Origin of the sequence: Spiroplasma endosymbiont of Agriotes lineatus (genome assembly GCF_964019485.1) — a bacterium.
Classification (GTDB): Bacteria; Bacillota_I; Bacilli_A; order Mycoplasmatales; family Nriv7; genus Nriv7.
Genome location: NZ_OZ026448.1, coordinates 335,315 through 360,793 on the forward strand (window position 1 = coordinate 335,315; position 25,479 = coordinate 360,793).

General features: G+C 25.0%; 28 protein-coding genes, 1 other RNA gene and 7 pseudogenes. 12 read left to right on the forward strand and 24 right to left on the reverse strand.

All coding sequences use genetic code 4. The features are described 5' to 3' along the window. Positions 1-434: 434 nt before the first annotated feature. The 6 genes and pseudogenes from AACK93_RS01980 to AACK93_RS02005 form a co-directional block, all read left to right on the forward strand. A pseudogene (locus tag AACK93_RS01980) lies at positions 435-623 on the forward strand (IS256 family transposase); the annotation flags it as partial. A 593-nt stretch (positions 624-1,216) separates the two neighbouring features. Beyond that, a complete protein-coding gene (locus tag AACK93_RS01985) occupies positions 1,217-1,543 on the forward strand; it encodes a hypothetical protein (RefSeq protein ID WP_339024921.1) in 327 nt (108 codons plus the stop codon). 2 nt (positions 1,544-1,545) lie between these two features. Beyond that, entirely contained in the window at positions 1,546-1,740 is a 195-nt protein-coding gene (locus tag AACK93_RS01990; RefSeq protein ID WP_339024922.1) for a hypothetical protein, read from the forward strand. 50 nt (positions 1,741-1,790) lie between these two features. Further along, a protein-coding gene (locus AACK93_RS01995; protein ID WP_339024923.1) for an IS3 family transposase occupies positions 1,791-2,854 on the forward strand; the annotation gives its coding sequence in 2 pieces (ribosomal slippage) (positions 1,791-1,986 and positions 1,986-2,854; 1,065 coding nt in all). A 272-nt stretch (positions 2,855-3,126) separates the two neighbouring features. Further along, positions 3,127-3,540: a transfer-messenger RNA gene (gene ssrA / locus AACK93_RS02000) on the forward strand. A 369-nt stretch (positions 3,541-3,909) separates the two neighbouring features. Continuing rightward, a pseudogene (locus tag AACK93_RS02005) lies at positions 3,910-5,140 on the forward strand (IS256 family transposase). A gap of 83 nt (positions 5,141-5,223) precedes the next feature. On the opposite strand, the gene AACK93_RS02010 reads toward AACK93_RS02005, so the two are convergent. Together AACK93_RS02010 and AACK93_RS02015 are read right to left on the reverse strand one after the other, a co-directional pair. Next, positions 5,224-5,493, reverse strand: a complete 270-nt coding sequence (locus tag AACK93_RS02010) for a hypothetical protein (protein WP_339024925.1) — start codon at positions 5,491-5,493, stop codon at positions 5,224-5,226. A gap of 258 nt (positions 5,494-5,751) precedes the next feature. After that, positions 5,752-7,059, reverse strand: coding sequence for an Mbov_0401 family ICE element transposase-like protein (locus AACK93_RS02015; RefSeq protein ID WP_339024927.1), 1,308 nt, complete (start codon positions 7,057-7,059; stop codon positions 5,752-5,754). Between the two features lie 313 nt (positions 7,060-7,372). On the opposite strand from AACK93_RS02015, the gene AACK93_RS02020 reads away from it, so the two are divergent. Further along, entirely contained in the window at positions 7,373-7,708 is a 336-nt protein-coding gene (locus AACK93_RS02020; protein WP_339024929.1) for a hypothetical protein, read from the forward strand. Then, the gene (locus tag AACK93_RS02025; RefSeq protein ID WP_339024931.1) at positions 7,678-8,811 is read left to right on the forward strand and encodes a hypothetical protein; all 1,134 of its coding nucleotides are present in this window, start codon (positions 7,678-7,680) and stop codon (positions 8,809-8,811) included. Before AACK93_RS02020 ends, AACK93_RS02025 begins: the two co-directional genes overlap by 31 nt. Positions 8,812-9,050: 239 nt before the next feature. On the opposite strand, the gene AACK93_RS02030 is transcribed toward AACK93_RS02025, so the two are convergent. The 11 genes from AACK93_RS02030 to AACK93_RS02080 all read right to left on the reverse strand — a co-directional run bounded on the left by AACK93_RS02030 (position 9,051) and on the right by AACK93_RS02080 (position 13,343). Further along, a complete protein-coding gene (locus tag AACK93_RS02030) occupies positions 9,051-9,293 on the reverse strand; it encodes a hypothetical protein (protein WP_339024932.1) in 243 nt (80 codons plus the stop codon). Then, positions 9,271-9,537: a hypothetical protein gene (locus tag AACK93_RS02035; RefSeq protein WP_339024933.1), complete on the reverse strand. Its 267-nt coding sequence runs from the start codon at positions 9,535-9,537 to the stop codon at positions 9,271-9,273. The genes AACK93_RS02030 and AACK93_RS02035 overlap by 23 nt, the downstream gene beginning before the upstream one ends. 265 nt (positions 9,538-9,802) lie before the next feature. Next, a complete protein-coding gene (locus tag AACK93_RS02040; RefSeq protein WP_339024935.1) occupies positions 9,803-10,417 on the reverse strand; it encodes a hypothetical protein in 615 nt (204 codons plus the stop codon). 5 nt (positions 10,418-10,422) lie between these two features. After that, positions 10,423-10,677, reverse strand: coding sequence for a hypothetical protein (locus tag AACK93_RS02045; protein WP_339024936.1), 255 nt, complete (start codon positions 10,675-10,677; stop codon positions 10,423-10,425). A gap of 11 nt (positions 10,678-10,688) precedes the next feature. Next, the gene (locus AACK93_RS02050; protein ID WP_339024938.1) at positions 10,689-10,967 is read right to left on the reverse strand and encodes a hypothetical protein; all 279 of its coding nucleotides are present in this window, start codon (positions 10,965-10,967) and stop codon (positions 10,689-10,691) included. A gap of 6 nt (positions 10,968-10,973) precedes the next feature. Continuing rightward, the gene (locus AACK93_RS02055) at positions 10,974-11,960 is read right to left on the reverse strand and encodes a hypothetical protein (RefSeq protein WP_339024940.1); all 987 of its coding nucleotides are present in this window, start codon (positions 11,958-11,960) and stop codon (positions 10,974-10,976) included. 25 nt (positions 11,961-11,985) lie between these two features. Then, positions 11,986-12,240, reverse strand: a complete 255-nt coding sequence (locus AACK93_RS02060) for a hypothetical protein (RefSeq protein WP_339024943.1) — start codon at positions 12,238-12,240, stop codon at positions 11,986-11,988. A gap of 157 nt (positions 12,241-12,397) precedes the next feature. Next, positions 12,398-12,628, reverse strand: coding sequence for a hypothetical protein (locus AACK93_RS02065; protein ID WP_215825668.1), 231 nt, complete (start codon positions 12,626-12,628; stop codon positions 12,398-12,400). Between the two features lie 3 nt (positions 12,629-12,631). Beyond that, the gene (locus tag AACK93_RS02070) at positions 12,632-12,793 is read right to left on the reverse strand and encodes a hypothetical protein (protein ID WP_339024945.1); all 162 of its coding nucleotides are present in this window, start codon (positions 12,791-12,793) and stop codon (positions 12,632-12,634) included. Beyond that, complete coding sequence (locus AACK93_RS02075) at positions 12,793-13,014, reverse strand: hypothetical protein (protein ID WP_339024947.1); 222 nt, start codon at positions 13,012-13,014, stop codon at positions 12,793-12,795. The genes AACK93_RS02070 and AACK93_RS02075 overlap by 1 nt, the downstream gene beginning before the upstream one ends. Before the next feature lie 2 nt (positions 13,015-13,016). Continuing rightward, positions 13,017-13,343 (reverse strand): hypothetical protein, encoded by a 327-nt coding sequence (locus AACK93_RS02080; protein ID WP_339024948.1) that lies wholly within the window; start codon positions 13,341-13,343, stop codon positions 13,017-13,019. A gap of 524 nt (positions 13,344-13,867) precedes the next feature. On the opposite strand from AACK93_RS02080, the pseudogene AACK93_RS02085 reads away from it, so the two are divergent. Then, a pseudogene (locus tag AACK93_RS02085) lies at positions 13,868-14,125 on the forward strand (IS3 family transposase); the annotation flags it as partial. A 119-nt stretch (positions 14,126-14,244) separates the two neighbouring features. Here the strand turns inward: AACK93_RS02085 and AACK93_RS02090 are convergent. The 9 genes and pseudogenes from AACK93_RS02090 to AACK93_RS02135 form a co-directional block, all read right to left on the reverse strand. Then, the gene (locus AACK93_RS02090) at positions 14,245-14,697 is read right to left on the reverse strand and encodes a methylated-DNA--[protein]-cysteine S-methyltransferase (protein WP_339024949.1); all 453 of its coding nucleotides are present in this window, start codon (positions 14,695-14,697) and stop codon (positions 14,245-14,247) included. Positions 14,698-14,812: 115 nt separating this feature from the next. Continuing rightward, positions 14,813-14,968 carry a hypothetical protein gene (locus tag AACK93_RS02095; RefSeq protein ID WP_339024950.1) on the reverse strand — a complete coding sequence of 52 codons (156 nt, stop codon included), beginning with the start codon at positions 14,966-14,968 and terminating at the stop codon, positions 14,813-14,815. A gap of 198 nt (positions 14,969-15,166) precedes the next feature. Continuing rightward, entirely contained in the window at positions 15,167-15,886 is a 720-nt protein-coding gene (gene rlmB, locus AACK93_RS02100) for a 23S rRNA (guanosine(2251)-2'-O)-methyltransferase RlmB (protein WP_339024951.1), read from the reverse strand. 42 nt (positions 15,887-15,928) lie between these two features. After that, on the reverse strand, positions 15,929-17,245 hold the full coding sequence (cysS, locus tag AACK93_RS02105; protein ID WP_339024952.1) for a cysteine--tRNA ligase: 1,317 nt from the start codon (positions 17,243-17,245) through the stop codon (positions 15,929-15,931). Between the two features lie 532 nt (positions 17,246-17,777). Beyond that, positions 17,778-18,273, reverse strand: a pseudogene (locus tag AACK93_RS08055) (transposase); the annotation flags it as partial. A 340-nt stretch (positions 18,274-18,613) separates the two neighbouring features. Further along, on the reverse strand, positions 18,614-18,859 hold the full coding sequence (locus AACK93_RS02120; protein WP_339024955.1) for a hypothetical protein: 246 nt from the start codon (positions 18,857-18,859) through the stop codon (positions 18,614-18,616). 355 nt (positions 18,860-19,214) lie between these two features. After that, positions 19,215-19,532 (reverse strand): hypothetical protein, encoded by a 318-nt coding sequence (locus AACK93_RS02125; RefSeq protein WP_339024956.1) that lies wholly within the window; start codon positions 19,530-19,532, stop codon positions 19,215-19,217. A 22-nt stretch (positions 19,533-19,554) separates the two neighbouring features. Then, entirely contained in the window at positions 19,555-19,803 is a 249-nt protein-coding gene (locus AACK93_RS02130; RefSeq protein WP_339024957.1) for a hypothetical protein, read from the reverse strand. A gap of 2 nt (positions 19,804-19,805) precedes the next feature. After that, complete coding sequence (locus AACK93_RS02135; RefSeq protein WP_339024958.1) at positions 19,806-20,090, reverse strand: hypothetical protein; 285 nt, start codon at positions 20,088-20,090, stop codon at positions 19,806-19,808. A 208-nt stretch (positions 20,091-20,298) separates the two neighbouring features. Between AACK93_RS02135 and AACK93_RS02140 the strand changes: the two are divergent. After that, positions 20,299-21,339 (forward strand): annotated as a pseudogene (locus AACK93_RS02140) (IS3 family transposase); the annotation flags it as partial. Between the two features lie 130 nt (positions 21,340-21,469). Here AACK93_RS02140 and rpmG read toward each other — a convergent pair. Beyond that, positions 21,470-21,619: a 50S ribosomal protein L33 gene (gene rpmG, locus AACK93_RS02145; RefSeq protein ID WP_215826806.1), complete on the reverse strand. Its 150-nt coding sequence runs from the start codon at positions 21,617-21,619 to the stop codon at positions 21,470-21,472. Positions 21,620-22,028: 409 nt separating this feature from the next. After that, a pseudogene (locus tag AACK93_RS02150) lies at positions 22,029-23,072 on the reverse strand (IS3 family transposase); the annotation flags it as partial. Positions 23,073-23,175: 103 nt separating this feature from the next. On the opposite strand from AACK93_RS02150, the pseudogene AACK93_RS02155 reads away from it, so the two are divergent. Both AACK93_RS02155 and AACK93_RS02160 read left to right on the forward strand, forming a co-directional pair. Continuing rightward, positions 23,176-24,023: pseudogene (locus tag AACK93_RS02155) on the forward strand (M24 family metallopeptidase). Between the two features lie 140 nt (positions 24,024-24,163). Then, entirely contained in the window at positions 24,164-25,120 is a 957-nt protein-coding gene (locus AACK93_RS02160; protein ID WP_422398180.1) for an L-lactate dehydrogenase, read from the forward strand. Positions 25,121-25,479 lie beyond the last annotated feature (359 nt).

The window sequence follows — 25,479 nt, forward strand, 5'->3', positions numbered from 1 at the left end:
TGAATGTAAGAATAATATTTATTTTGTAACAGACGAAAACGAAGGTGCTTATGTTTTAAAGCACAATGAAATTAAAGTTAAACAAATTGATGGAACAAATAACTTATTTATTAAGTATTTTGATTTTGATGAAAATAATATTTATTTTGGTACTAAAGATAGTGTTTATATTTTAAAACAAGATTCAACCTCAGTTTAAAAGATAAGTATCCCTTCATTAACTATTAATGATGAAATAAAAAAAAATAAAGATAAATAAAGATAAATTATTTTTACTAATAAAAACAAAATTAAATAATAAAATAATTTCAGAAATATTAATTTTTAATTTATAGTAATGATAAAATTAAGATAAAATAAATATTTAGGATATTTGGGGGCTGTCCAAAATTCTGTGTCTTGATAATTCATTCTGAATTATACTTAAACGAAGGATAACAGAAAATGACAAAAAAATAAAAAAAGAACCTAATGCAATTGATAAAGTTGTGGATTATTTTTTAGAAAATATTGATAATCCACAAGATTTATTTAAAAGTAATAATATTTTTCAGGAATTTACCAGAAAATTAACTGAAAGAATGTTAAATGCAGAAATTAAAGATCATTTTGAAACAGATGATCTTTAATTTCTGCATTTTTAACAGAGCCTGTCCAAAATTCTGTGTCTTGATAATTCATTCTGAATTCTATTCAGAAGAAGGGAACAGGGCGAATAAAGTTTTGTTAAGTGAGCAAAAGATTTGAATAAGTATTAAGGCAGTCAGTAATGATTGTCTTTTTATTTTATAAGGTGTTAAAAGTTTGTTCTTTGAAAATTAAATATAAGTGAATTAATAATGTTGGTATGTATTAAAGCACGATAAGTTATGGGTGGTCGCCATAACCAAAAGAAGTTTACCAGTCAATAGATAACATCCTATTAGCTATAGCAATTTGTTTCTTTTTGCAATAAAAAAATGAATGGGTGGATTTCCTAAAAATATACACGCTATTAAATTAGTTCCAAGGGTAGAGCGCGGATATTAAAGTGTAGAAATTTTTATATAGGGAGATGCTAAGTTTAAAATTATTAAAATCTTTATCTAATTAAAAGACAAAATTTACTAACAAAGCTTGTTAAACACTTAAATCTGCGATATATAAGTATTTAAAAAACTAAGTTAACTAACTTAGTTAATATAACTTAGTTTATTTATAAGAAAGGAAATTTATTATGAAAAACATTAAAAACATTTTCTTAAATACTAAAAAATATCTTTTAAAAGAAACGCAAAACGCAATGCTTATTAAAGCACCAAAAATACCATGATTTAATGAACAAATCGGCATTTGGTTTCCAAAACGATTTGTTTATAAAGGAAAATATGAAAATTCGATTTGCATCAGAATAATAAAAGATAGTAAATATCAAATAATTTCAATTAATCAAAAAGAAAAAGAAACCAAATTAATTAAAAGACAAGAATTATTAGGTTTTTTCATTGCCGAAAAAGAAAACAACAAAAAAGATATAAATTATAATTATTTTAAAGGAGTTTAAAAATGAATATTGCGATTGGAATAATATTTATTATTATCAGCATCATGCTATTAGCATATTTTGTTTATAAAATTTATGCCAAAATAAAAATTAGAATTAAATATAAAAATGCCATTAAAAATAATACTTGGATAGGCTACAATAAGTTGGACCATAATTATATAGACTTCGAAATTATTAAGAAAGAAGGAATATAAAAACGGGAAATAAAACCTCATACTCTGAAGAATTTAAAAAACAAATTGTTATGCTATACAAAAATGGCAAAAGTGTTATTAATTTAGGGAAAGAATATAATTTACCAAAACCAACTATTTATAGTTGAGTTAAAAATTATAATAATTCTGGTTCATTTAAAGCAAAAGACAATTGCACATTAGAAGAAAATGAAATAATAACTTTACGAAAAGAACTTAAAGACTTAAAAATGGAAAATGATATTTTAAAGCAAGCGACACTGATAATGGCCAAAAAATAACAATAGTTAATAGCAATAAGAAAAAATATTCAATAAGAAAAATGTGTAAATTATTAAATATTTCAAAATCCAATTACTATTATCAAATTAATAAATACACAAGGAAAATAGTGAATAATTATAATCAAGAAATTATCAGTGCATTTAACGAAAGCCGCCAAGTCTATGGAGCTCGAAAAATCAAAGTAGTATTAGCTCATAAAAGTATTAACCTATCTAGACGCAAAATTAGAAACATTATGAAAAACAATAATTTGATATCAAAGCACACAAAAACAAGACTTAAATGCAAAAATATTCAAGTAAATAATGATCCAGTAAATAACATTGTAAACCGAGACTTTAATAATAGAAAAATAAATGAAATTATCGTTAGTGACTTAACTTATATAAAAGTGGATTTTAAATGATTTTATGTATGTCTCCTAATTGATTTGTATAGTCGCGAGATTGTTGGTTATAGTTCCGGACCAAATAAAAATACGGAGTTGGTTTATCAAGCTATTATGCGAATTACTAGACCATTATCAAAAATTGAAATATTTCATACCGACCGAGGTAATGAGTTTAAAAATAATATAATTGATCAATTATTATCTACATTTAAAATTCAAAGATCATTGAATGCGAAGGGTTGTCCATATGATAATGCAGTTGCTGAAGCAACTTATAAAGTTTTTAAAACAAAATTTATTAATGGTAGAAAATTCAATGATCTTGCACAATTAGAACTTGAATTATTTGATTGCATTAATTGATACAATAATCTTAGAATACATGGCAGTTTAAATTATTTATCTTCAGTTACTTTTAGAAAACAAATGTCTATATAAAAATTGTCCTAAAAAGGGTTGCCAATCCAAAGTAAAAATATAAATTAATATATATTAGTGAAAATTTAATAATATTAATAATTTTTATTGTGTAAAAATTCAATAATATGATAAAATGATGACGAATAAAAATGACAATAACAAGAAGGGTAGGGTTAGTTTAGTAATTAAATAATATAATTAGCTGATTGTTTTATTTCTTCAAAGCAAATACCTAAGAAAACTAAACGTGACCTTCAAAAGATTCCATAAATTTGATATAATACATTTGTGGGGGTGTAATGGATTCGACAGGAATAACAAACAATTAACTGCAGTGGTGTGGTAAACCTTATCTACTTCGAGGTGTTATAACCGGAAACAAAAAAGAACATCAAGCTATTCCAACATATATGTTAAATCATAACTTTGTTGGGGGGGCAACATTAGTTGCTTAATTCAACCTTTTAAAGGATATAAATAGCACATTATTTTAACCTAAGTTTATCTAGGCTAGTTTAATGTTGATACTTGATAAACTAGATATTGTGATGTTAATAAGCAATATTGAAATTCTATTAACTAGTTAGAGATATTACTTGTTTATTCATATTTTTCTTTAATAAATTTTTTTTGAATAAAATAAACTGTAGATGTTAATTGGGGCTTATTTTTGGAAGTGGGTTCAATTCCCACCATCTCCACCATAAATATAAATATAAATAAAAGATAAACTTATTGTTTACTTTTTATTTTATTGTTAAATAACAAAATTTTTAGGGCGCATAAAGTTTTGTTAGGTAGGTAAATATTTTAATAAGTATTAAGACAGTCAGCAATGATTGTCTTTTTATTTTATAAGGTGTTAAAAATTTGTTCTTTGAAAATTAAATACAAGTGAATTAATAATGTTGGTAGGTCGTGTTTAGTTTTCTTAGGTATTTTTAAAAAAAGAAAAAATAATTATTTACTATAAATTATTTCAATAAAAATTCAAGAGGCTGCCCAAAATTCTGTGTCTCGATAATTCATTCTGAATTATACTTAAACGAAGGAAAACAGAAAATGACAAAAAAATAAAAAAAGAACCTGATGCAATTGATAAAGTTGTGGATTATTTTTTAGAAAATATTGATAATCCACAAGATTTATTTAAAAGTAATAATATTTTTCAGGAATTTACCAGAAAATTAACTGAAAGAATGTTAAATGCAGAAATTAAAGATCATCTTGAAACAGATGATAACTATAACAAAAGAAATGGTAGTACACCAAAAACCATTATTACTAAAAATGGTTCAATCGTAATTGATGTACCAAGAGATCGAAATAGTACTTTTGAACCAGTAATTATTCCAAAAAGACAAAGAAAATTTGATAACTTTGATCAAAAAGTAATTTCTTTATATGCAAGAGCAAGAGGAATGACAATTTCTGATATCAAAGCACAATTGCAAGAATTCTATCACGGAGCAGAAATTTCAGAAAGTTTAATTAGTCAAATAACTGATGATGTTATTGAAGAAGTTAAAATATGACAAACTAAACCTTTAGAGAAGATTTATCCGATTGTTTATTTTGATTGTATTGTTGTTAAATTAAAGCAAGATAAACGAATAATAAATAAAGCAATTTATCTTGCCTTAGGAATTAATTTAGATGGTTTAAAAGATATTTTAGGAATGTGAATTAGCGAGAATGAGGGAGCCAAATTTTGACTTAATATAATCTCCCCTCTTACGGAAATGAAAAATCGCGGCTTAAAAGATATTCTTGTTGCTTGTAGTGATAATTTAATTGGGATGTCTGATGTCTGATGCAATAGAAGCTGTGTTCCCAAAAACACAGCACCAATTATTCATTGTTCATCAAATTCGTAATAGTTTAAAATTTGTTCCTTACAAAGATCGCAAACTTGTGGCTAATGATTTAAAATCAATTTATACAGCAATTAATGAAGAAATAGCGTTAGTTGCTTTATTTCATTTTTCTGAAAAATGAAATAAAAAGTATCCATAAATTACTAAATCATGAAAAAATAACTGAAATAATTTAATAATTTTTCTTGAATATCCTCAAGAATTTAGGAGAATTATTTATACAACTAATACAATAGAGTCTGTTAATAGTCAACTAAGAAAAGTAATTAAGAATAAAAAGATTTTTCCTAATGACGCATCAGTTTTTAAAATATTTTATTTAGCATTTCAAAATATGGTTAAGAAATGAACGATGCCAATTAAAAATCGGGGTACTGCAATTTCACATTTAATGATAAAATTTAAAGACAGATTGAATTTAAGTTAATTACTTAGAGACACAGTTAATTGTACAATCCCTATTTTTCAACAATATCTTTTTGCCAGGTATATGAAAGTGACTATTTTTTATTAAAATATTTTCAACTCAAAAGATATTACGAATACAACCAACATGACCAATATTATATTTTTTGCAATAACACAATATGTAATATATTCTTTTCAGTATTCTCAAGTCATAAGTAATTTTTGCTCTATTGATAATTTATTTGGTCTACCACCAATTTGTTTTTGTTTAGCTTCAGCTTCTTTTAAAATTTCTACCATTTTCATGAAAGTTTTATATTTTATGCCTATTAGACTATAAAATTCATTTTCGTCTTTATATTTATCTAACATTTATTCTTCACCTAGGAAATAATATTATCAAAATAGTAGATAAAATTAAAGGTTATGTTATGTACGGTCGCGTTTAGTTTTCTTAGGTATTGTGGCTTTGAAGAAGTAAAAAAATCAGCTAATTATATTATTTAATTACTAAACTAACCCTGCCTTTCTTGTTGTTGTCATTTTTATTCATTACTATTTTATCATATTATTGAATTTTTACACAATGAAAAATTATTAATTTTATTAAATTTTAACTAATATTTTTACTTACTTAAATCTACTATATTTATTTGTTACAGCATTACCTTTATAGTTAATTCAACTATCATCATTTTTATTATTATATTTATTTCATAATGAATTTTTATATATTTCTTTTTTGATTTCTATTTCTAAATTAATATTTTCATTAATGTAATGTAATACATTTAATTTGTTTAAATTTGCCATTCTTAAATGTAATAAGTTATTTAAATTCTTATGATGATATATTCTCGCCCCGCATCCTAATTGTTGTTTTATCAAATGTGACACATTACTTTCAATGCTACAACCAATATTTCATTCTAAATTTTGATGATGAATACCTTGCTTATTATTACTGAAATAATTACTCGCCTTTCTTAAATTTATTTTAATATCTTTATTTAATTCATTTTTAGCAACATTACGAATGTTTTTGATTAATTCTTGATGATTTCCATCCTTATATAATTTAATTCAACTATTTAGTGTTACTTTACGATTTTCAAAAATAATATTAAATGCCGTTTGTTTTAATTTTTTAATAGCATGATAACCATCTAAAATATATCTAACATTACCAAAACTATTGGCAATTTCTCTAATTCAAGCATCGCCATCACCACAAACAATTGTTCTGTCGTAATTAATATTTACATAATGTTTTTGTAATTCTTTAATTAAAAAATCACGATAATCCATTGTATTTATTCGTTTACCAACTTTTAACATTAGAAAATGACCTCGTTTGTTTTCTAATTCTCTACGAGCATTTTTGTAATTTTTTTCTTTATGTCCGGTATGAAAAGTAACTAAACGAATTCTTTGGTCTTGTTTAACTTTCTGATCTAATGTCGCTAAAAATGTCTCATTTAGTTGAATATATAAATCCTTATTTTTGACATCAATTCTAGTTTTAGTTTCTTTTTCTGCTAGTTGAAAATATTCGACAATATCATATTTATTTAAAATACGCGAAATACTAGCTTTCGAAATATAACAATGATTTAGAGCATCTAAAACATCGCGATACCGCTTACCATCACCCAAAAGACTTAAAACTTTAAATTGGACATCAAAATAAATGCGTTGTTTAGACAATAAACTAATTTCTTTATCTAATAAACATACATATTCAAATTTACCTGATTTTTGATTTCAATATTTATATCGGCGTCGTTTAAAAGTAACATCACCAAAAATTGTAATAATTGTTCTTGATGAAAAATGAACTACTTTATAACCTTGTTTTAAGCGATAATGATATTTATATAAGTATTCATCTAATTTCTCGTATTCATTAGCTAGTTGTTCGCATTTGTTGGTGTACATATTTTATGGGTTGTAAATAAACTGAATCAATGCTTGTTTTCTAAGGTTTTTACATTATTATTAATTTCTAACATAAAAAAATCACCTTTCTTGATATTAATTTTAATAAAGTTTAATTTAGTTAGATTATTTTTTTTAAAATAAATGTTTTTCTAGAATTAATATTCAATATTCTAAAAAAATGATAAAAATTATTATTTGATAATTTATAATTAATTTGTATTAGGTAAATTTTATAAATTTAAGAAAAGGTCAGGTGATTACTATAAAAATTTATTAATTAGCAAAAATTCACGAAAAGAATTTGATTAATATGAAAAAATTACTTAGTTTATTAAGCACAATAACAATGGCGGGAAGCGGAATATCGGGCATTGTTGCCAATAGTCCTTATGAAAAACAAGAATTTGAGAATAATAAAAAAATAAGTAAATTTAAAAGAAATATTAATAATTTAAATTTAATAAATTCTTATTTTATTAATAAAGATAATTTTAATGTTAGACAAATTAATGAAATAACAAGATCAGTTAATCATATTGCTATTTTTTCAAATACTGTTGGTACACAACCACAGCTAATAGTCTTTATTTTGCAACAGATGATGGCCTTTATTTTATGGGAGCAGATTGAAGAGTTCAAAAAATAAATGGTATAAATGAAGCAGTTATTTTTGTTACAATTGCACCAATAAGCGGTAATGCATTTGCAATAACTAAAACTAAAATGCTTTTAAATATTATTATTCAAATAAATAATTTAAGATTTAATAACATTATTAATGATGAAATTATTTTAAATGAATTAAATTATTTAAATCCTGATTTAGATATATCACAATTAGAAATTATTAATAAAACGGATACATCAGCTACAATTAAAGCAAAAGACAATGGTAAATATTTTGGTGAAGTTACTGTTAATTATAAAATTAAAAATGAAGATGAAATTAATGCTATTAATTTAAATGAATTAATTAAAAGAGCAGTATTTTTTAAATTTCGAGATGAAAATCCTAATTTAAAGTTTAAAGAAATAAAAAATATTGATACTAATAATTTAACTTTTTCAAATGTTGAAGTTACAAGAAAAGAAAATTCATTTTTATGATCTAATGTTCCTAAAAATGTATGTCCTGATAGAGAAATCATCAATAAAACCCAAAATATAAGATCATTTAATGTACCTGCTTGTGAATATAATTCGAAATCAAAATTAGTATTTCAAATTACAACAGGGTTAACTAAAACAAAACAAGAAAATAAATTAAATGGTTGAAACATAAATTCTGATGATGAAATGAAATTAACAGATTTTACAAATATAAATAATAAAAATTCTGAAATCATTAATGTATTATCAAATGAATTTGATTTATCAAACACAAATAAACAAGAACAAGAAATGATTTTAAGTATTTTTAAGGAACCCGCTGATAAATTTGAACTTAATCCCGGTGAAAAATTAAAAATTACTTATCCAGTAAGAATAATTCCATCTAATGTTATATTAAATTTAAAACAAAAAATTACAGGAAATATTACTGCCAAAATAATTGATGATAACAATAAAGAACAAATAGTTACATTGCCAATTACAGAAGTAATGCAAATTTTACAAAAATATAGTTTATTACCCAATGAAATTACTATAGATAAAAACAATGATAAAATAACATTTAACGGTGAAGCATTTTTTTCATCAGAAAGAGAAGGGTCGGTAAGAACAAATACAGTTACTACTATAGTATAAGGTTTTATAAAAACGATATTAGCTATTTAGAACAATAACTTTAATTAAAACAAGCCCAACAAGTTTAAATTTCTTGTGATAAAATAAGAAAAATGTTCCAACCAGTAATTTTAGTTAATTACTGGTTTTTATTTTGTCAAAATGAAAAAATGAAAAAGTTGTTTAAGAGTATTGTCATTATAGACAACCGCCTTTCTTAATAATGATTTTAACAGTTTTTAAATTTAGTTATTAAAGATTTAACCTTTAATTTTTGTTATTAGTTGTGTCCAAGTACGATTTTTTAATATTGCTACTTTTAAATTAACGATTTCATTTTTTTTAATATTACTGTTTTCAATTTCTTCATATTTGATATTAAAGTTGAGTTTTGTAAGTTCATCAATAATATTTTCGTTTTTTGCGTGGTAATTATCTATTATGCTATGTATTGTCTTTTCGTTAATTGGTGATATTGTATTAATTTTTATTCAGTTTGGCATATTTATTGGTCATTGTTGTGTATGTATATATAAATCCCATTTTATATCAATAGTAGGTTTTTTTTCATCTATTTTTTACTAAGTAAACAAATCCTTTTTTTAAGTTTAATTCATAAGTTTCCTTGCTTTCTCTTTTGTTTCTAATTAGTGATTGTGTTGTTATTTTGTCATTGTTAATGTTTTGGGGAATGGTAAAAATGTTATTGAAACTAATAATTATCATGGTAAATATTTTCATAAACATTTTTATCACTCCTTTTTAAAATATTTTATTTTTCGTTGTTCTTTTTTCTTTAATTTTTTTAATAAGTCACTCAATACCACAATTTATAATTACCGCTATTGTAATTCATATATCTAGATATCCTAGTATCATAAGTGAAATTAATGCTTCAAATTTTTCATATAATAATTTCAAATCATTAATTCCCAATTTTAAAAATGGAATGAAAAAGATAGTAATCATAAAAATGTAAGGTAAAATTCTCCATCAATATTTTTTTAAAGAACTAATTAATTTGTTTCATTTCATTTTTCAAGGCTCTTTTTGCTTTAATTTTCTGAATAATCAAGCGGATTAATTTTTCAAATTTAATTGCAAAATATATTGCTCCGTCTCATCAAAAAACGAATATTCCTGCTAGCATAATACCACTATTAAATTTGCCAAAGAATTTAACCATTTGTTCATTCATAAAATTATTAAATTCATCACTTGTTCCGGTTATTCATTTAGTATCAATTACTGTTAATGCACAAATTAATAAGCTTATAAATATGAAAATGATACTTAACAATACTTTTAACCACTGCTTTTTAAAAGAATTTTTAATTTTTAATGGCATTTTTTCTTTTGAATCATCTTTTTTAAATAATTTTGCTAAAAGTTTTTTCATTTTTATTCTCCTTTCGTGTTTAAAAATTTTTAATTTTTGGTTTTCAATTATTAAGTCTGATTTTTGATTAATATGAATAGTATTTCACTTTTCTAGTTCTAAAATTTCTTTATTTTTTTCCATTATTATGTATTTAAGAGTATTAACACTATTTTCTAATATGACATTAACAATTTTTAATTTGTCATTCTCTATTTCTAATTCTTGTTTTTTATTTCATTTTTCCATTTTTTTTACCTACCTTTAATTACAATAAATAAGGCAATAAGTACACAAGTAACACCAAGAATGGTAAAAATTGGGTGTTGTGAAAATGTTCGTGCCATTGTCATTGGTTTAAATAGTTCTAAAATTGTTAAATTGCTAGTAATAAACTTTTGGAAATTGGCAAGACCTTCGCTAATATAATTCGTTAAAGTTTCAAAATGACTACCAGCCAATAATCCAAGAACAGTTATTAAGATAAAAATAATAATTAGTTTAGACATTTTTAGTTACCTTATTTTGTTTTTATTGGTTGTATTTGTTTTTTAACTTTTCCTCACGCACTTAAACGCCCCTTATTTTTAACGGCATATTGGCGTTGTTTTTTCAAATTAACTTGTTGACTACCAAATCCAAGAATAATTGCCATAAGAAATTCTACAGCCAGCGTTAAGAATAAAGGAAATATTAATTGAATATTCGTTCCCGACACTTCTAAACTCCAAATTAAGTCAAAAACTTTATAATAAGGCATTTGATCCAGAAAGTCGGCCGTTTTTGCGAGATTTTCCATTTTTTATTATTCCTTTTCTTTCATTTTTCTTAAAAATTTGCTAAATTTATCCATTTTTAAGTATTCTAAGTCTTCTAAATCAATTGCTGTGTCAGTATAGTATTTGTCTTCATAGTCAGGATTAACTTTTAAATTTAAGTAATCTCTTAAAAATGCTAGGTAAAAAGAATTGTAAGTGTTAAGTGTTGGTAAAGGAATTTTTAGTTTAAAAAAATAAATATCAAGTTCGGGAATATCACGGTATTTAATGCGACGACCTTTTTTATTATTTTTAGCATCAATTAAAGTGTTTCGTCAGCGTTCATATTCTTCAATGCTCGTAAAGGCGCCATAAATGACTTTTAAGTAGGGACGAAAAATATTAACGGGTTTTTTGCGAATGACCACAATCACATTATTGGCAATATCACGAACTTTAACTCAAATATGTTTATCTCTTTGACCACTAGCGAGAACAATATGACCGAAATGGCGTGCCAGAGCAAAATACTCTTGGATACCGCTTTCTTCGTTTTTGGTATTATTTTTTTCTCAATCTGTTACTTCTAAAAATAAATTGGTTTCATCTCATAACAGTAAGGTTTTGTCTGGCAATACCGGATAATCAAAGTCTAATAATCCCATATGTTCTAAAATTAATTTTTGAGTTTCTAGTAATGGGAAGGTTGATGCGATGTGATATTTTTTCTTTTTTAGTAATTTTGATGCGTATACTAGAAAGGCGGTTTTCCCAGTCCTTAACGAACCAATAACAATATTTAATGGTGAGTTATTTTTTAAGAAATTAATCACTTTGCTAATTTGTGTTAAATTACCGATTTTAAAAAGGAAAATTAAAATACAACCCGCTAAAAATAAATAGCTTACAATGTTTTTAAAATAACCGTTGTAAATGTATCAAATTGCTCCGCAATGTCATAAAATTAAAAATGAAGTACGATTTAATTCAATAAAATGGTTATTTTTTTCTATTATTCATTTGCAAAATTTCATCTTGCGCCCCCGCTTTATTTTTTTATTAGCGGACTGCTCCAAGTAATTTTTCAAACATTTTAAAACAAATAAAGAATATTGCCAAAATAAATGGAAAAATGAATATTCAATAGTCAGCAAAGAAGTTACCGACTTGTGGCATATTAACAGCAATAATTTTTCACATTTTAGTAAAAGCCGTTATAATTGCATTTCATAATTTAATCATCGCGTCACTAGCTGTTATTTTTTCTACTGTTGCTGGGTGTATCGGCCAAGAAAGTTCCAATCATATAATCACCCCCTTTCTTTTTAAAACATTCATCATTTATATTCAAAGTTTTTCTTAAATCTGTTAAAACCACGATTAACCTTAACCCGGTTATATTTTTTTCTAATTAATTTTGAATTTCTTTGTGAATGCATCACAATGTAACTTCTTGACATTACTTTTGCTTTTATCTAAATACTGATATGGTTTTTCAAAGTAGCATTAAAATAAATCACACCATAATAGCTGTTAAAAATCAAAAAGCAATGTTTGCTATTAAAAGTCAAAGTGGTGCTTCGGTTAATTTAATTTCTTTACCACCAGTAATGTGAGCCGGAATAGTTGTAATTTGAATAAATAAATCTCAGAAAGTTTGTTTAATTTGTTCTCAATTAAATTCTTTTAAGTTTATTGTCATTTTTTATCTCCCAAAAATCATTTTTATTGGTAAATACATAATTGAAATTAATGCGAAAAGAAAAGTAATGATAATAATTAATTCGGCAATAAACGCAACTTGTGCAGGCATTTTTTCTATCGGAATAAACAGTTCTAAGAATTCCATGATAATTTTTCAAAACATTATTTTTTATCCGCGCTATTTTCTTTTGAATTGGGAGCTTTAACTCATTTTTCAAAGCGAGCAATAAATACTTTTTCGTCTTTTGTAAAATTACCAGTATTATTTTTAATGACATTTTTATATTTAATTCGCATTTTTATTTTGACATAAATTTTATAAGCAAAATATACCAATAGCATTATGCAAATGATAATAAATATTATTCCAATCGCAATATTCATTTTTAAACTTCTTTAAAATAGTTATAATTTATATCTTTTTTGTTGTTTTCTTTTTCGGCAATAAAGAAACTTAATAATTCTTGCCCCTTAATTAATTTGATTTCTTTTTCTTTTTGATTAATTGAAATTATTTGATATTTACTATCTTTTATTATTCCGATGCAAATCGAATTTTCATATTTTCCTTTATAAACAAATCGCTTTGGAAACCAAATGCCGATTTGTTCATTAAATCATGGAATTTTTGGTGCTTTAATAAAAATTGCGTTTTGTGTTTCTTTTAAAAGATATTTTTTAGTATTTAAAAAAATATTTTCAATGTTTTTCATAATAAATTTCCTTTCTTATAGATAAACTAAGTTATATTAACTAAGTTAGTTAACTTAGTTTTTTAAACACTTATATATCGCAGATTTAAGTGTTTAACAAGCTTTGTTAGTAAATTTTGTTTTTTTAATTAGATAAAGATTTTAATAATTTTAAACTTAGTATCTCCCTATATAGAAATTTCTACACTTTAATGTCCGCATCCTCCCCTTGGAACTAATTTAATAACGTGTATATTTTTAGGAAATCCACCCATTCATTTTTTTATTGCAAAACGAAACAAATTGCTATAGCTAATAGAATAGGGTGTTATCTATTAACTGGTAAAAACTTCTTTTGGTTATGGCGACCACCCACAATTTATCGTGCTTTAATACATACCAACATTATTAATTCACTTGTATTTAATTTTCAAAGAACAAATTTTTAACATCTTATAAAATAAAAAGACAATCATTGCTGACTGTCTTAATACTTATTCAAATGCTTTACCCACCTAACAAAACTTTACGCGCCCTTATGTGCCAAGTCTATTGATGAAATTTTAATAACCTTTAATATTAAAAGATCATTAAACAATAAAGGTTGTTCTTATGATAATGCTGTGGCCAAAACAACTTACAAAACCTTTAAAACAGAATTTATTAAGGGTAAAAAATTTGAAAATTTAACACAATTAAAATGCGAACTATTTGATTTTGTTAATTGATACAACAATATTCGGATTCACGGCAGCTTAAATTATTTAACACCAGTTGAATTTAGAAAATGGCAGTCTACATAAAAAGTGTCCTAAAAAGGGTTGCCATTCCATCCAATATGCTGTCAAATAACAATTATAGTTGGGGATGGTTTTTTGGTGTGTGTAAATTTGTTAGCGGCATGTCCTTAAACAGACAACACTTATATCACATCTTCTCGTGCTAACAATGCCAATTTAATTTCTATCCCATAAAGATAATTAATCCGCTTACTATTTTTATTAATAACCCGATGACACGGAATACTAATTGCTAACAGATTTATTTTTAATGCCGGTCCTGCTGCTCAGACTGCTAATAGATGATTAATCATCTTAGCGATGTCACTATAAGTTCTCGTCTCATCATAATGGATTTGCTTTATTGCTTCCAATACTTTCTGACTAAACTTAGTTGTATTTAATACATAATCAAATGAAAATATTTTTCTTTGTTTAATAAAATATTGAGCAATTTCTTGTAAACATTGTTTTATTTCTTTTGATAATGATGAAGACAAAGGACAAGCTAAAATGAAAACAATATTGATAATTTTATTATTTTGACTAATCACCATCACTGATCCCACAGGATTTTGATAATATCCTTGTTTCATATTCTTAACCTTACCTTACATACAATTACGATTTTTTTGTAATTTAATTTTTGCTCGTTGATAAGCATTGTCAACACTTTTATAACTAATATTTAATTTATGGGATATTTCTGCATTAAAATAATCTTGTGACTTCAATAAAAATAACTTCATTTTCTAATTTAGTTAAAAATGACAAACCATAATTAATCCATTTAGGTTCGACCACTAAATATGATTGTTCAATCGTTGTTCTTTCATATTGAGTATCATAACTAACCGCATAATTCATTATTGCATGCTTCTTATTAATGTATTTTCTAATAGACTTGATACATAACTATAACATTTTATGCCTACTAAACTATAAAATTCATTTTTATCTTTTTATTTATCTAACATTTGTACTTCGCTTAAAAAATAATATTATCAAAATAGTAGATAAAATTAAAGGTTATGTACCAAGTCTATTATCTTCCATTTAAACTACTTAATTATTTTGATTATTCCGAACTTGATATAATAGCAAAGCACTAGCAACAGCAACATTTAAAGAATTAATATGACCTTGCATTGGTACTTTAACAATATAATCAGAATTGTTTAAAAGTTTATGACTAACACCTTTACCTTCATTACCAACAATTAAAGCAATCGGTTTTTTATAGTCAACATTATAATAATTAATTTCGGTATTTAAAGCACTAGCAACAATCCAAAAACCACTTTCTTTTAATGTAGTTAAAGTATTACTAAGACTAGTTACTTTAACAACCGGCACATAATTAATTGCACCAACAGAAGTTTTTGCAACCGTAGCATTTAATTCTACTTGTCTTTGCTTTAAAATAATAACCGCATCAACATTAACAGCATCACAACTTCGTAAAATTGCTCCAAAATTTCTTGGATCTTCAATTTGATCTAAAATTAAAATTAAAGGATATTTCTTAGTTTTTACTTTTTGTAAAACTACTTCTAAAGAAGTATACGAATATTCCTTAATTAAACACACAATTCCTTGATGCTTTGAATGTTTAACTAATAATAATAATTGTTCTTTATTACTAATAACATAAGAAATATTCGCCTGCTTTAATTGTTCAATAATAACTCTTTCTTGTGATAAAATAAAAACTTTTTCAATTCGTTGGCGGTCATCGGCTAATAATTGTTTTAAAGTATTTTTACCATAAATATAATTTGCCATTTTTATTACTCCTTAATAAAGAAAATTGTTTCTGAATATATTTTATAAAATATTTTCCGCTTGTAATTGTTCTCTAATTTTATCTGCTAAATTATAATTTTTTTGTTTACGCGCATTTTGTCAAGATAATAATAATCGTTTCACATCATCATCAAACAAAACTAATGAAAATTGTAAACCTAAAAGAAATAAACATTGTTGCAATGTATTAAACAATGGTAAAATTGCTCCTGATTTTCCTTTTAAAATATTATTAATTTCCTTAACAATTTGTTCAATTATTACTCAAGCATTAGCAAAGTTAAGGTCATCTTGTAAATAATTTACCACTTGCATCACAAGTTGTTCATTTTTTTCATTAGTATTAACCTCGCCATTAAAAAATGAGATTACTAAACTTTCTTTTAATATTTGATGAATTTTTGCAACTTTTTCTTTTCCTTGAATAATAAAATTTTTAGTAATATTTAATGGTTTAGAATAATGGGTTAGTGTTAATAAATATCGTAAAACATTAGCATCATAATGTTGCAAAAATTCTTTAACAACAATAGTATTTTTAAGAGATTTTGACATTTTGACATTATCATAAAATAGATGACCATTATGAAGTCATATTTTAACGGGTTCTTGGTTATTTAATGCTAACAATTGAATTCTTTCGTTTTCATGATGAGGAAATATTAAATCAATACCACCACCGTGAATGTTAATCGGTTGTTTAAAATATTTATTAATAAATAATGCACATTCAGTATGTCATCCCGGTCTGCCTTCACTTCAAGACGAAGTTCATTTTTGTCCCTGATCAGTTTTTTTCCATAAAACAAAATCATTAATATAATTTTTATTACTATCAATCGCAACTCTAATTCCTGTTTGCAAATCTTCTAAATTTTTCTTTGATAATTTTCCATAAGTTTGAAAATATCTTTCTATTGCTAAATAAACATTACCATTTTTAACATAAGCAGCTTTAATTTTAACTAACCGTTCAATAAATTTAATAATATCAGCAATATTATCACTTACTTTGACAAATAAATTTGGTTCATAAACATTTAACTGTTTTAAAATCTCAAAATAACTTTTAGTATACTTTTCAGTTAATTCCTTTTCAGTTTTTTTTTCTAAATGAGCTTGATAAATAATCTTATCATCAATATCAGTAATATTTTGCACATAAAAATTTTTCTGTTTAGTAAACATAAATAATCGTTGTAAAATATCAAAAATAACAATTGGTCGCATATTCCCAAGATGAACATCACCATAAACTGTCGGTCCACAAACATACATTGTAACTGTCAAGTCATTAATTTTAATTTTTCTTTGCTGTTTACTATCTCATATTTGCATTAAATTCACCTATATAATCTAAAAAATATTATAACACACTTAAAATATTATTATAAGATTAGGAACAGAACAGGTCGTGTTTATTTTTCTTAGGTATTGCTGCTTTAAAGAAATAAAACAATCAGCTAATTATATTATTTAAGTACTAAACTAACCCCCCCCCCCCCCCCCCCCCCCCCCTTGCTATTGTTCTTTTTATTCGTTATGATTTTATTATATTATTGAATTTTTACACAATAAAAAAATTGGGTCGCGTTTAGTTTTCTTAGGTATTTTTTAAAAAAGAAAAAATAATCGTTTACTATAAATTATTTCAATGTGCAAAAAATTTTAGGGATTGTCCAATTAACTATGTCTCTAAGTAATTAACTTAAATTCACTCTGCTCTGTCTTCAAATTTTACTTCTAAAAAATAATCAGCAACTTTATTAATTGTATCAGGGGGTTTTTGCTTTTTTATAATTTTTTGTTCTACTTCTTCTGAATATAATTCAGAATGAATTGTCAAGACACAGAATTTTGGACAGGCTCGATAAATCTTCTCTAAAGGTTTAGTTTGTCACACTTTAACTTCTTCAATAACATCATCAGTTATTTGATTAATTAAACTTTCTGAAATTTCTGCTCCGTGATAGAATTCTTGCAATTGTGCTTTGATATCAGAAATTGTCATTCCTCTTGCATATAAAGAAATTACTTTTTGATCAAAGTTATTAAATTTTCTTTGTCTTTTTGAAATAATTACTGGTTTAAAAGTACTATTTCGATCTCGTGGTACATCAATTACGATTGAACCATTTTTAAGTAATAATGGTTTTTTGTGTGTTGCCATTTCTTTTATTATGATTCTCATCAGTTTCAAGATGATCTTTAATTTCTGCATTTAACATTCTTTCAGTTAATTTTTTGGTAAATTCCTGAAAAATATTATTACTTTTAAATAAATCTTGTGGATTATCAATATTTTCTAAAAAATAATCAACAACTTTATCAATTGCATCAGGCTCTTTTTTTATTTTTTTTGTCATTTTCTGTTCTCCTTCGTTTAAGTATAATTCAGAATGAATTATCGAGACACAGAATTTTGGACAGGCCCTTAGTGTGTGTTTGTTGTGTCGGTAATTCACAATATCAGTTGATGATCTTATTTGACCTTCAATTTTTGTTATTAGTTGTTTTAAAGTAGGATTTTTTAATATTGCTACTTTTAAATTAACGATTTCATTTTTTTTAATATTACTGTTTTCAATTTCTTCATATTTGATATTAAAGTTGAGTTTTGTAAGTTCATCAATAATATTTTCGTTTTTTGCGTGGTAATTATCTATTATGCTATGTATTGTCTTTTCGTTAATTGGTGATATTGTATTAATTTTTATTCAGTTTGGCATATTTATTGGTCATTGTTGTGTATGTATATATAAATCCCATTTTATATCAATAGTAGGTTTTTTTTCATCTATTTTTTACTAAGTAAACAAATCCTTTTTTTAAGTTTAATTCATAAGTTTCCTTGCTTTCTCTTTTGTTTCTAATTAGTGATTGTGTTGTTATTTTGTCATTGTTAATGTTTTGGGGAATGGTAAAAATGTTATTGAAACCAATAATTAACACAACACGGCAAATATTTTCACAAACATTTTTACCATTCCTTTTTAAAATATTTTATTTTTCGTTGTTATTTTTTTTAATAAGTCGCTCAATACCACAATTTATAATTACGGCTATTGTCATGCATATATCTAAATAACCTAATATCATAAGTGAAATTAATACTTCAAATTTTTCATATAATAATTTCAAATCATTAATTTCCAATTTTAAAAATGGAATGAAAAAGATAGTAATCATAAAAATGTAAGGTAAAATTCTCCATCAATATTTTTTTAAAGAATTAATGAGTTTGTTTGATTTCATTTTTCAAAGTTCTTTTTGCTTTAATTTTTTGAATAATAAAGCGAATTAATTTTTAAAATTTAATTGCAAAATATATTGCTCCGTCTCATCAAAAAACAAATATTCCTGCTAGCATAATACCGCTATTGAACTTGCTAAAGAATTTAACCATCTCTTCATTCATAAAATCATTAAATTCGTTACTTGTTCCAGTTATTCATTTAGTATCGATTACTGTTAATGCACAAAGTAATAAGCTTATAAAGATGAAAATGATACTTAATACTACTTTTAACCACTGCTTTTTAAAAGAATTTTTAATTCTTAATTTTAATGGCATTTTTTCTTTTGAATTATCTTTTTTAAATAATTTTCCTAAAAGTTTTTTCATTTTAATTCTCCTTTTATATTTTTTATCGTCCTTTAATCACAATAAATAAGGCAATAAGTATACAAGTGACACCCAGAATGGTAAAGATTGGATGTTTCGAAAATGTCATGGCCATTGATTTAAACAGTTCTAAAATTGTTAAATTGCTAGTAATAAACTTTTGGAAATTGGCAAGCCCTTCGCTAACATAGTTTGTTAAAGTTTCAAAATGACTACCAGCTAATAACCCAAAAACGGTTATTAAGATAAAAATAATAATTAGTTTAAACATTGTTAGTTACCTTGTTTTGTTTTTATTGGTTTTATTTGTTTTTTAGCTTTTCCTCATGCACTTAAACGCCCCTTATTTTTAACCGCGTATTGGCGTTGTTTTTTCAAATTAACTTGTTGACTACCAAATCCAAGAATAATTGCCATAAGAAATTCTACAGCCAGCGTTAAGAATAAATGAAATATTAATTGAATATTCGTTCCCGGCACTTCTAAACTTCAAATTAAGTCAAAGACCTTATAAAGCATTTGAGCGAGAAAGTCCGCCATTTTTGCAAGATTTTTCATTTTTATATTCCTTCTTTCTTAAAAATTTGCTAAATTTATCCATTTTTAAGTATTCTAAGTCTTCTAAATCAATTGCGGTGTCAGTATAGTATTTATCCTCATAATCAGGATTTACTTTTGAATTTATAGATAGGTTACAATAAGTTGGACCATATTTATGTGAACTTTCAAAATAAGATAAAATTATTAAGAAAGAAGGAATATAAAAATGGGAAATAAAACCTCATATTCTGAAGAATTTAAAAAACAAATTGTCATGCTTTATCAAAACGGGAAAAGCATTATTGAAATTATTAATGAATATGGTATTTCAAAATCTGCTATTTATAATTGAATAAAATCATTCGATCATTCTGGTTCTTTTAAAGCAAAAGATAATCGAAGTAATGAAAAAAATGAATTAATTTACTCACGAAAAGAATTAAAAAAATTACGAATGGAAAACGATATTTTAAAGCAAGCGGCACTGATAATGACCAAAAAATAACAATAATTAATAACAACAAAAACAAATATTCAGTGAAGAAAATATGTAAGATTTTGGGTTTATCAAAATCAACATATTATTATCAACCTAATAAATGCACTAACAAGCAGGTTAATAATTATGAACAAGAAAGTTATCAGTGCGTTTAATAAAAGTCGCAAAATTTATGGGGCTCGTAAAATTAAAGCTGTTTTAATAAGAAAAGATATCATCTTATCGCGGCGAAAAATCAGATGCATTATGATCAAAAATAATTTGGTTTCTAAATACACCAAATTAAAATATCGTAATCATAAAACAACAACTAATAATGCCCAAATTAATAATGTTTTAAATCGTGAATTTAATGACAAAAAATTCAATGAAGTTGTTGTTAGTAGTTTAACATATGTGCAAGTTGGTGGGAAATGACACTATATTTGTTTATTAATTGACTTGTTTAATCGCGAAATAATTGGATTGAATATAATGCTGGGCCAAACAAAACCGCTGAACTAGTTCAACAAACTTTTCATAAGAATAACACGACCATTAAAGCAAATTATTTTATTTCATGCCGATCGCGGTAATGAATTCAAAAATAAAATCATTGATGAAATTTTAATAACCTTTAATATTAAAAGATCATTAAACAATAAAGGTTGTCCTTATGATAATGTTGTGGCCAAAACAACTTACAAAACCTTTAAAACAGAATTTATTAAGGGTAAAAAATTTGAAAATTTAACACAATTAAAATGCGAACTATTTGATTTTGTTAATTAATACAACAATATTTGAATTCACAGTAGCTTAAATTATTTAACACCCGTTGAATTTAGAAAATGGCAGTCTACATAATAAAAAGTGTCCTAAAAAGGGTTGTCATACCAAAATAAAAAAAAGAAAAGTATTATTTCTTTTCTTTATGCATTGTTTTTGCGTTACAACGCGAACAATATTTATTGAATTCTACTCGTTCAGGATGCAGCTTTTTATTTTTCTTATCAATATAATTTTCTTCTTTACAGATTTCACAACGCAATGTAATGCCTTCACGCATCCTTGTTCCTCCTTTTATTTTATACCCAATACACTAAATTATATAGTAAATTAATAACAAATTACTAACAAATTACTTTTAAGGTCGCGTTTAGTTTTCTTAGGTATTGTTTTGAAGAAGTAAAACAATCAGCTAATTATATTATTTAATTACTAAACTAACCCCACCTTTCTTGTTATTGTCATTTTTATTCATTACCATTTTATCATATTATTGAATTTTTACACAATAAAAATTATTAATATTATTAAATTTTCACTAATATATATTAATTTATATTTTTACTTACTTAAATCTATTATTGGAATGGCAACCCTTTTTAGGGCAATTTTTATATAGACTGCCATTTTCTAAATTCAACGGGTGTTAAATAATTTAAGCTACTGTGAATTCAAATATTGTTGTATTAATTAACAAAATCAAATAGTTCGCATTTTAATTGTGTTAAATTTTCAAATTTTTTACCCTTAATAAATTCTGTTTTAAAGGTTTTGTAAGTTGTTTTGGCCACAACATTATCATAAGGACAACCTTTATTGTTTAATGATCTTTTAATATTAAAGGTTATTAAAATTTCATCAATGATTTTATTTTTGAATTCATTACCGCGATCGGCATGAAATAAAATAATTTGCTTTAATGGTCGTGTTATTCTTATGAAAAGTTTGTTGAACTAGTTCAGCGGTTTTGTTTGGCCCGGCATTATATCCAATTACTTCGCGATTAAACAAGTCAATTAATAAACAAATATAGTGTCATTTCCCACCAACTTGCACATATGTTAAACTACTAACAACAACTTCATTGAATTTTTTGTCATTAAATTCACGATTTAAAACATTACTAATTTGGGCATTATTAGTTGTTGTTTTATGATTACGATATTTTAATTTGGTGTATTTAGAAACCAAATTATTTTTGATCATAATGCATCTGATTTTTCGCCGCGATAAGATGATATCTTTTCTTATTAAAACAGCTTTAATTTTACAAGCCCCATAAATTTTGCGACTTTTATTAAACGCACTGATAACTTTCTTGTTCATAATTATTAACCTGCTTGTTAGTGCATTTATTAGGTTGATAATAATACAATAATACGTTGATTTTGATAAACCCAAAATCTTACATATTTTCTTCACTGAATATTTGTTTTTGTTGTTATTAATTATTGTTATTTTTTGGTCATTATCAGTGTCGCTTGCTTTAAAATATCGTTTTCCATTCGTAATTTTTTTAATTCTTTTCGTGAGTAAATTAATTCATTTTTTTCATTACTTCGATTATCTTTTGCTTTAAAAGAACCAGAATGATCGAATGATTTTATTCAATTATAAATAGCAGATTTTGAAATACCATATTCATTAATAATTTCAATAATGCTTTTCCCGTTTTGATAAAGCATGACAATTTGTTTTTTAAATTCTTCAGAGTATGAGGTTTTATTTCCCATTTTTATATTCCTTCTTTCTTAATAATTTCGAAGTCTATATAATTATGGTCCAACTTATTGTAACCTATCCAATATGATTTATTAATAAGAAAGAATAAATATTATGCAAAATAAAACTGTTAAAAAACTATTAAAAGAACAAAAAGTTGATGCTTTATTAATTACATCTGATTATAATCGTTTTTGATATACAACATTTTCTTCAACAGCAAGATATTTATTAGTTACTAAAGAAAAGTCGTTTTTAATTTTAGATGGACGATATATTGAAGACGGAAAAGTGCAAGCAAAAAATATTGACGACATTATTTTAATGGAAAATATTTATGAACAATTAAATGAATTAATTAAGAAACATAACATTATAACATTAGGCTTTGAAAGCGAATATACTTCATATGCTTTATTTACGACTTGAAGTGAAAAATTGGCAGTTTCATTAAAAGCTGTATTAGTAAATAAAATTCGCATGATTAAAACTAAGGATGAAATTAAAAAATTAAAACAAGCTGCTAAGATTGGTGATAAAACATTTAAAGCAATTATTAAAAAAGTAAAACCTAATATGACCGAAAAGCGATTAGAAAGAATTATTATTGATAATTTCCTTAAATTTGGTGGTGAAAAACCTAGTTTTGATTGCATTATTGCATCAGGCATTCTTTCGTCGTTACCACACGGTAAGGCTACTAATAAAGTAATAAATAATAATGAAATTATCACTTGCGATTTTGGTGTTATTTATCAAGGGTTGTGTTCTGATATGACAAGAACTTTTGTTATTGGTAATAAACTAGATAAAAAATTGGAAAATATTTTACTCATAGCACTAGCACTGGTCATGGTTTAGGAATTGAAGTTCATGAATATCAATATATAACTAATAATTCGGATATTACTTTAGAAGTAGGAATGGTAATTACTGTTGAACCAGGAATTTATATCCCTTAATTAGGTGATGTTAGAATTGAAGATGATATTTTAGTGACTAAGAAAAGTTATGAAATATTAACTAAGTCTTCAAAAGATTTAATATTTGTAAAATAATTTATGTTAAAAAATGATAAAATAAACTTAATAGGAGGTAGATAATATTGAATAATAGAAGGAAAATAGTTTTAGTTGGTTGTGGAGCAGTAGGATCATCATTCTTGTATTCTTGCATTAATACTGGTTTAGCATCAGAATATGTTTTAATTGATGCTTTTCAAGATGTTGCCCGCGGTAATAAATTAGACTTTGAAGATACTTTAGCATGACAAGAAAGACCCTTTCATAAAATAACAAATGGTTCGTATCTTGATTGTAAAGATGCTGATATTATTGTCGTTACCGCTGGCCGTCCGCAAAAACCTGATGAAACAAGACTAGATTTAGTAGTCGATAATGCTAAAATAATTAGTAATATTATGAAAGAAATTAAAAATTCTGGATTTGGCGGTATTGTAATTATTGCTTCTAATCCTGTTGATGTATTAACATTTGTTGCCCAAAAAGTTAGTGGTTTTGCTACAAATCGTATTTTTGGATCAGGAACAATTCTTGATTCTTCACGATTAATGTTTGCTTTAGGAGAACATTTTAAAATTTCACCAACATCGGTGACCGCATATATTGTTGGTGAACACGGTGATTCATCCGTTGTATTATATTCTAAAGCAATTATTGGTGCTGAAAATTTAATGACTTTAAAGAAAAACCAGTTGATTAATGATGAAACATTAAAATCAATTCATAAATTAGTTATTCAAAAAGCTTATGAAATAATTAAATTAAAAAAAGCTACTAATTATGGAATTGGTGTTTGTTTAGCAAGAATTGTTAAAGCAGTTTTAAATGATGAACAAGTGATTTTGCCTGTTGGTGCTTATTTAAACGGCGAGTATAATCAAAAAAATATTTATACAGGTGTTCCCGCAGTCATAGGAAGTAATGGCATTGAAAGAGTAGTACAATTGGATATTAATGAACAAGAACAAGACCAATTTAATAGTTCTTGTAATGTTTTAAGAAAAGTTATTACTGTTGCTATTGAAGCTATTAATTAGTAAGGAAGATATATTTTTAAGAAGTTATAATAATACCTAAAAATTTAGAAAATGTTGTAGAAATCTTTGATGTTAATGCTGATTTAGTCACATCATCATTAAGTGAAGGAAAAACAATTATTATGGCTGTTAATAAAGGACCATTAGCAAATAAATCAATTAAAACCGGTTATTCAGAATTTTTTGATGCGCAAGTAGAATTATAAAGAAAATGCTGGTACTTGTGCTTGTGGCGAACCGGCTGATTGTTTAGTTTATATGTTGTGAAGAGAGAATAAATAGAATTTTTAAAAATATAAAACTGCAAGAATTGCAAATTGAGATTTAGTTTAATTGAAATAATTATTTATTAATAAAAA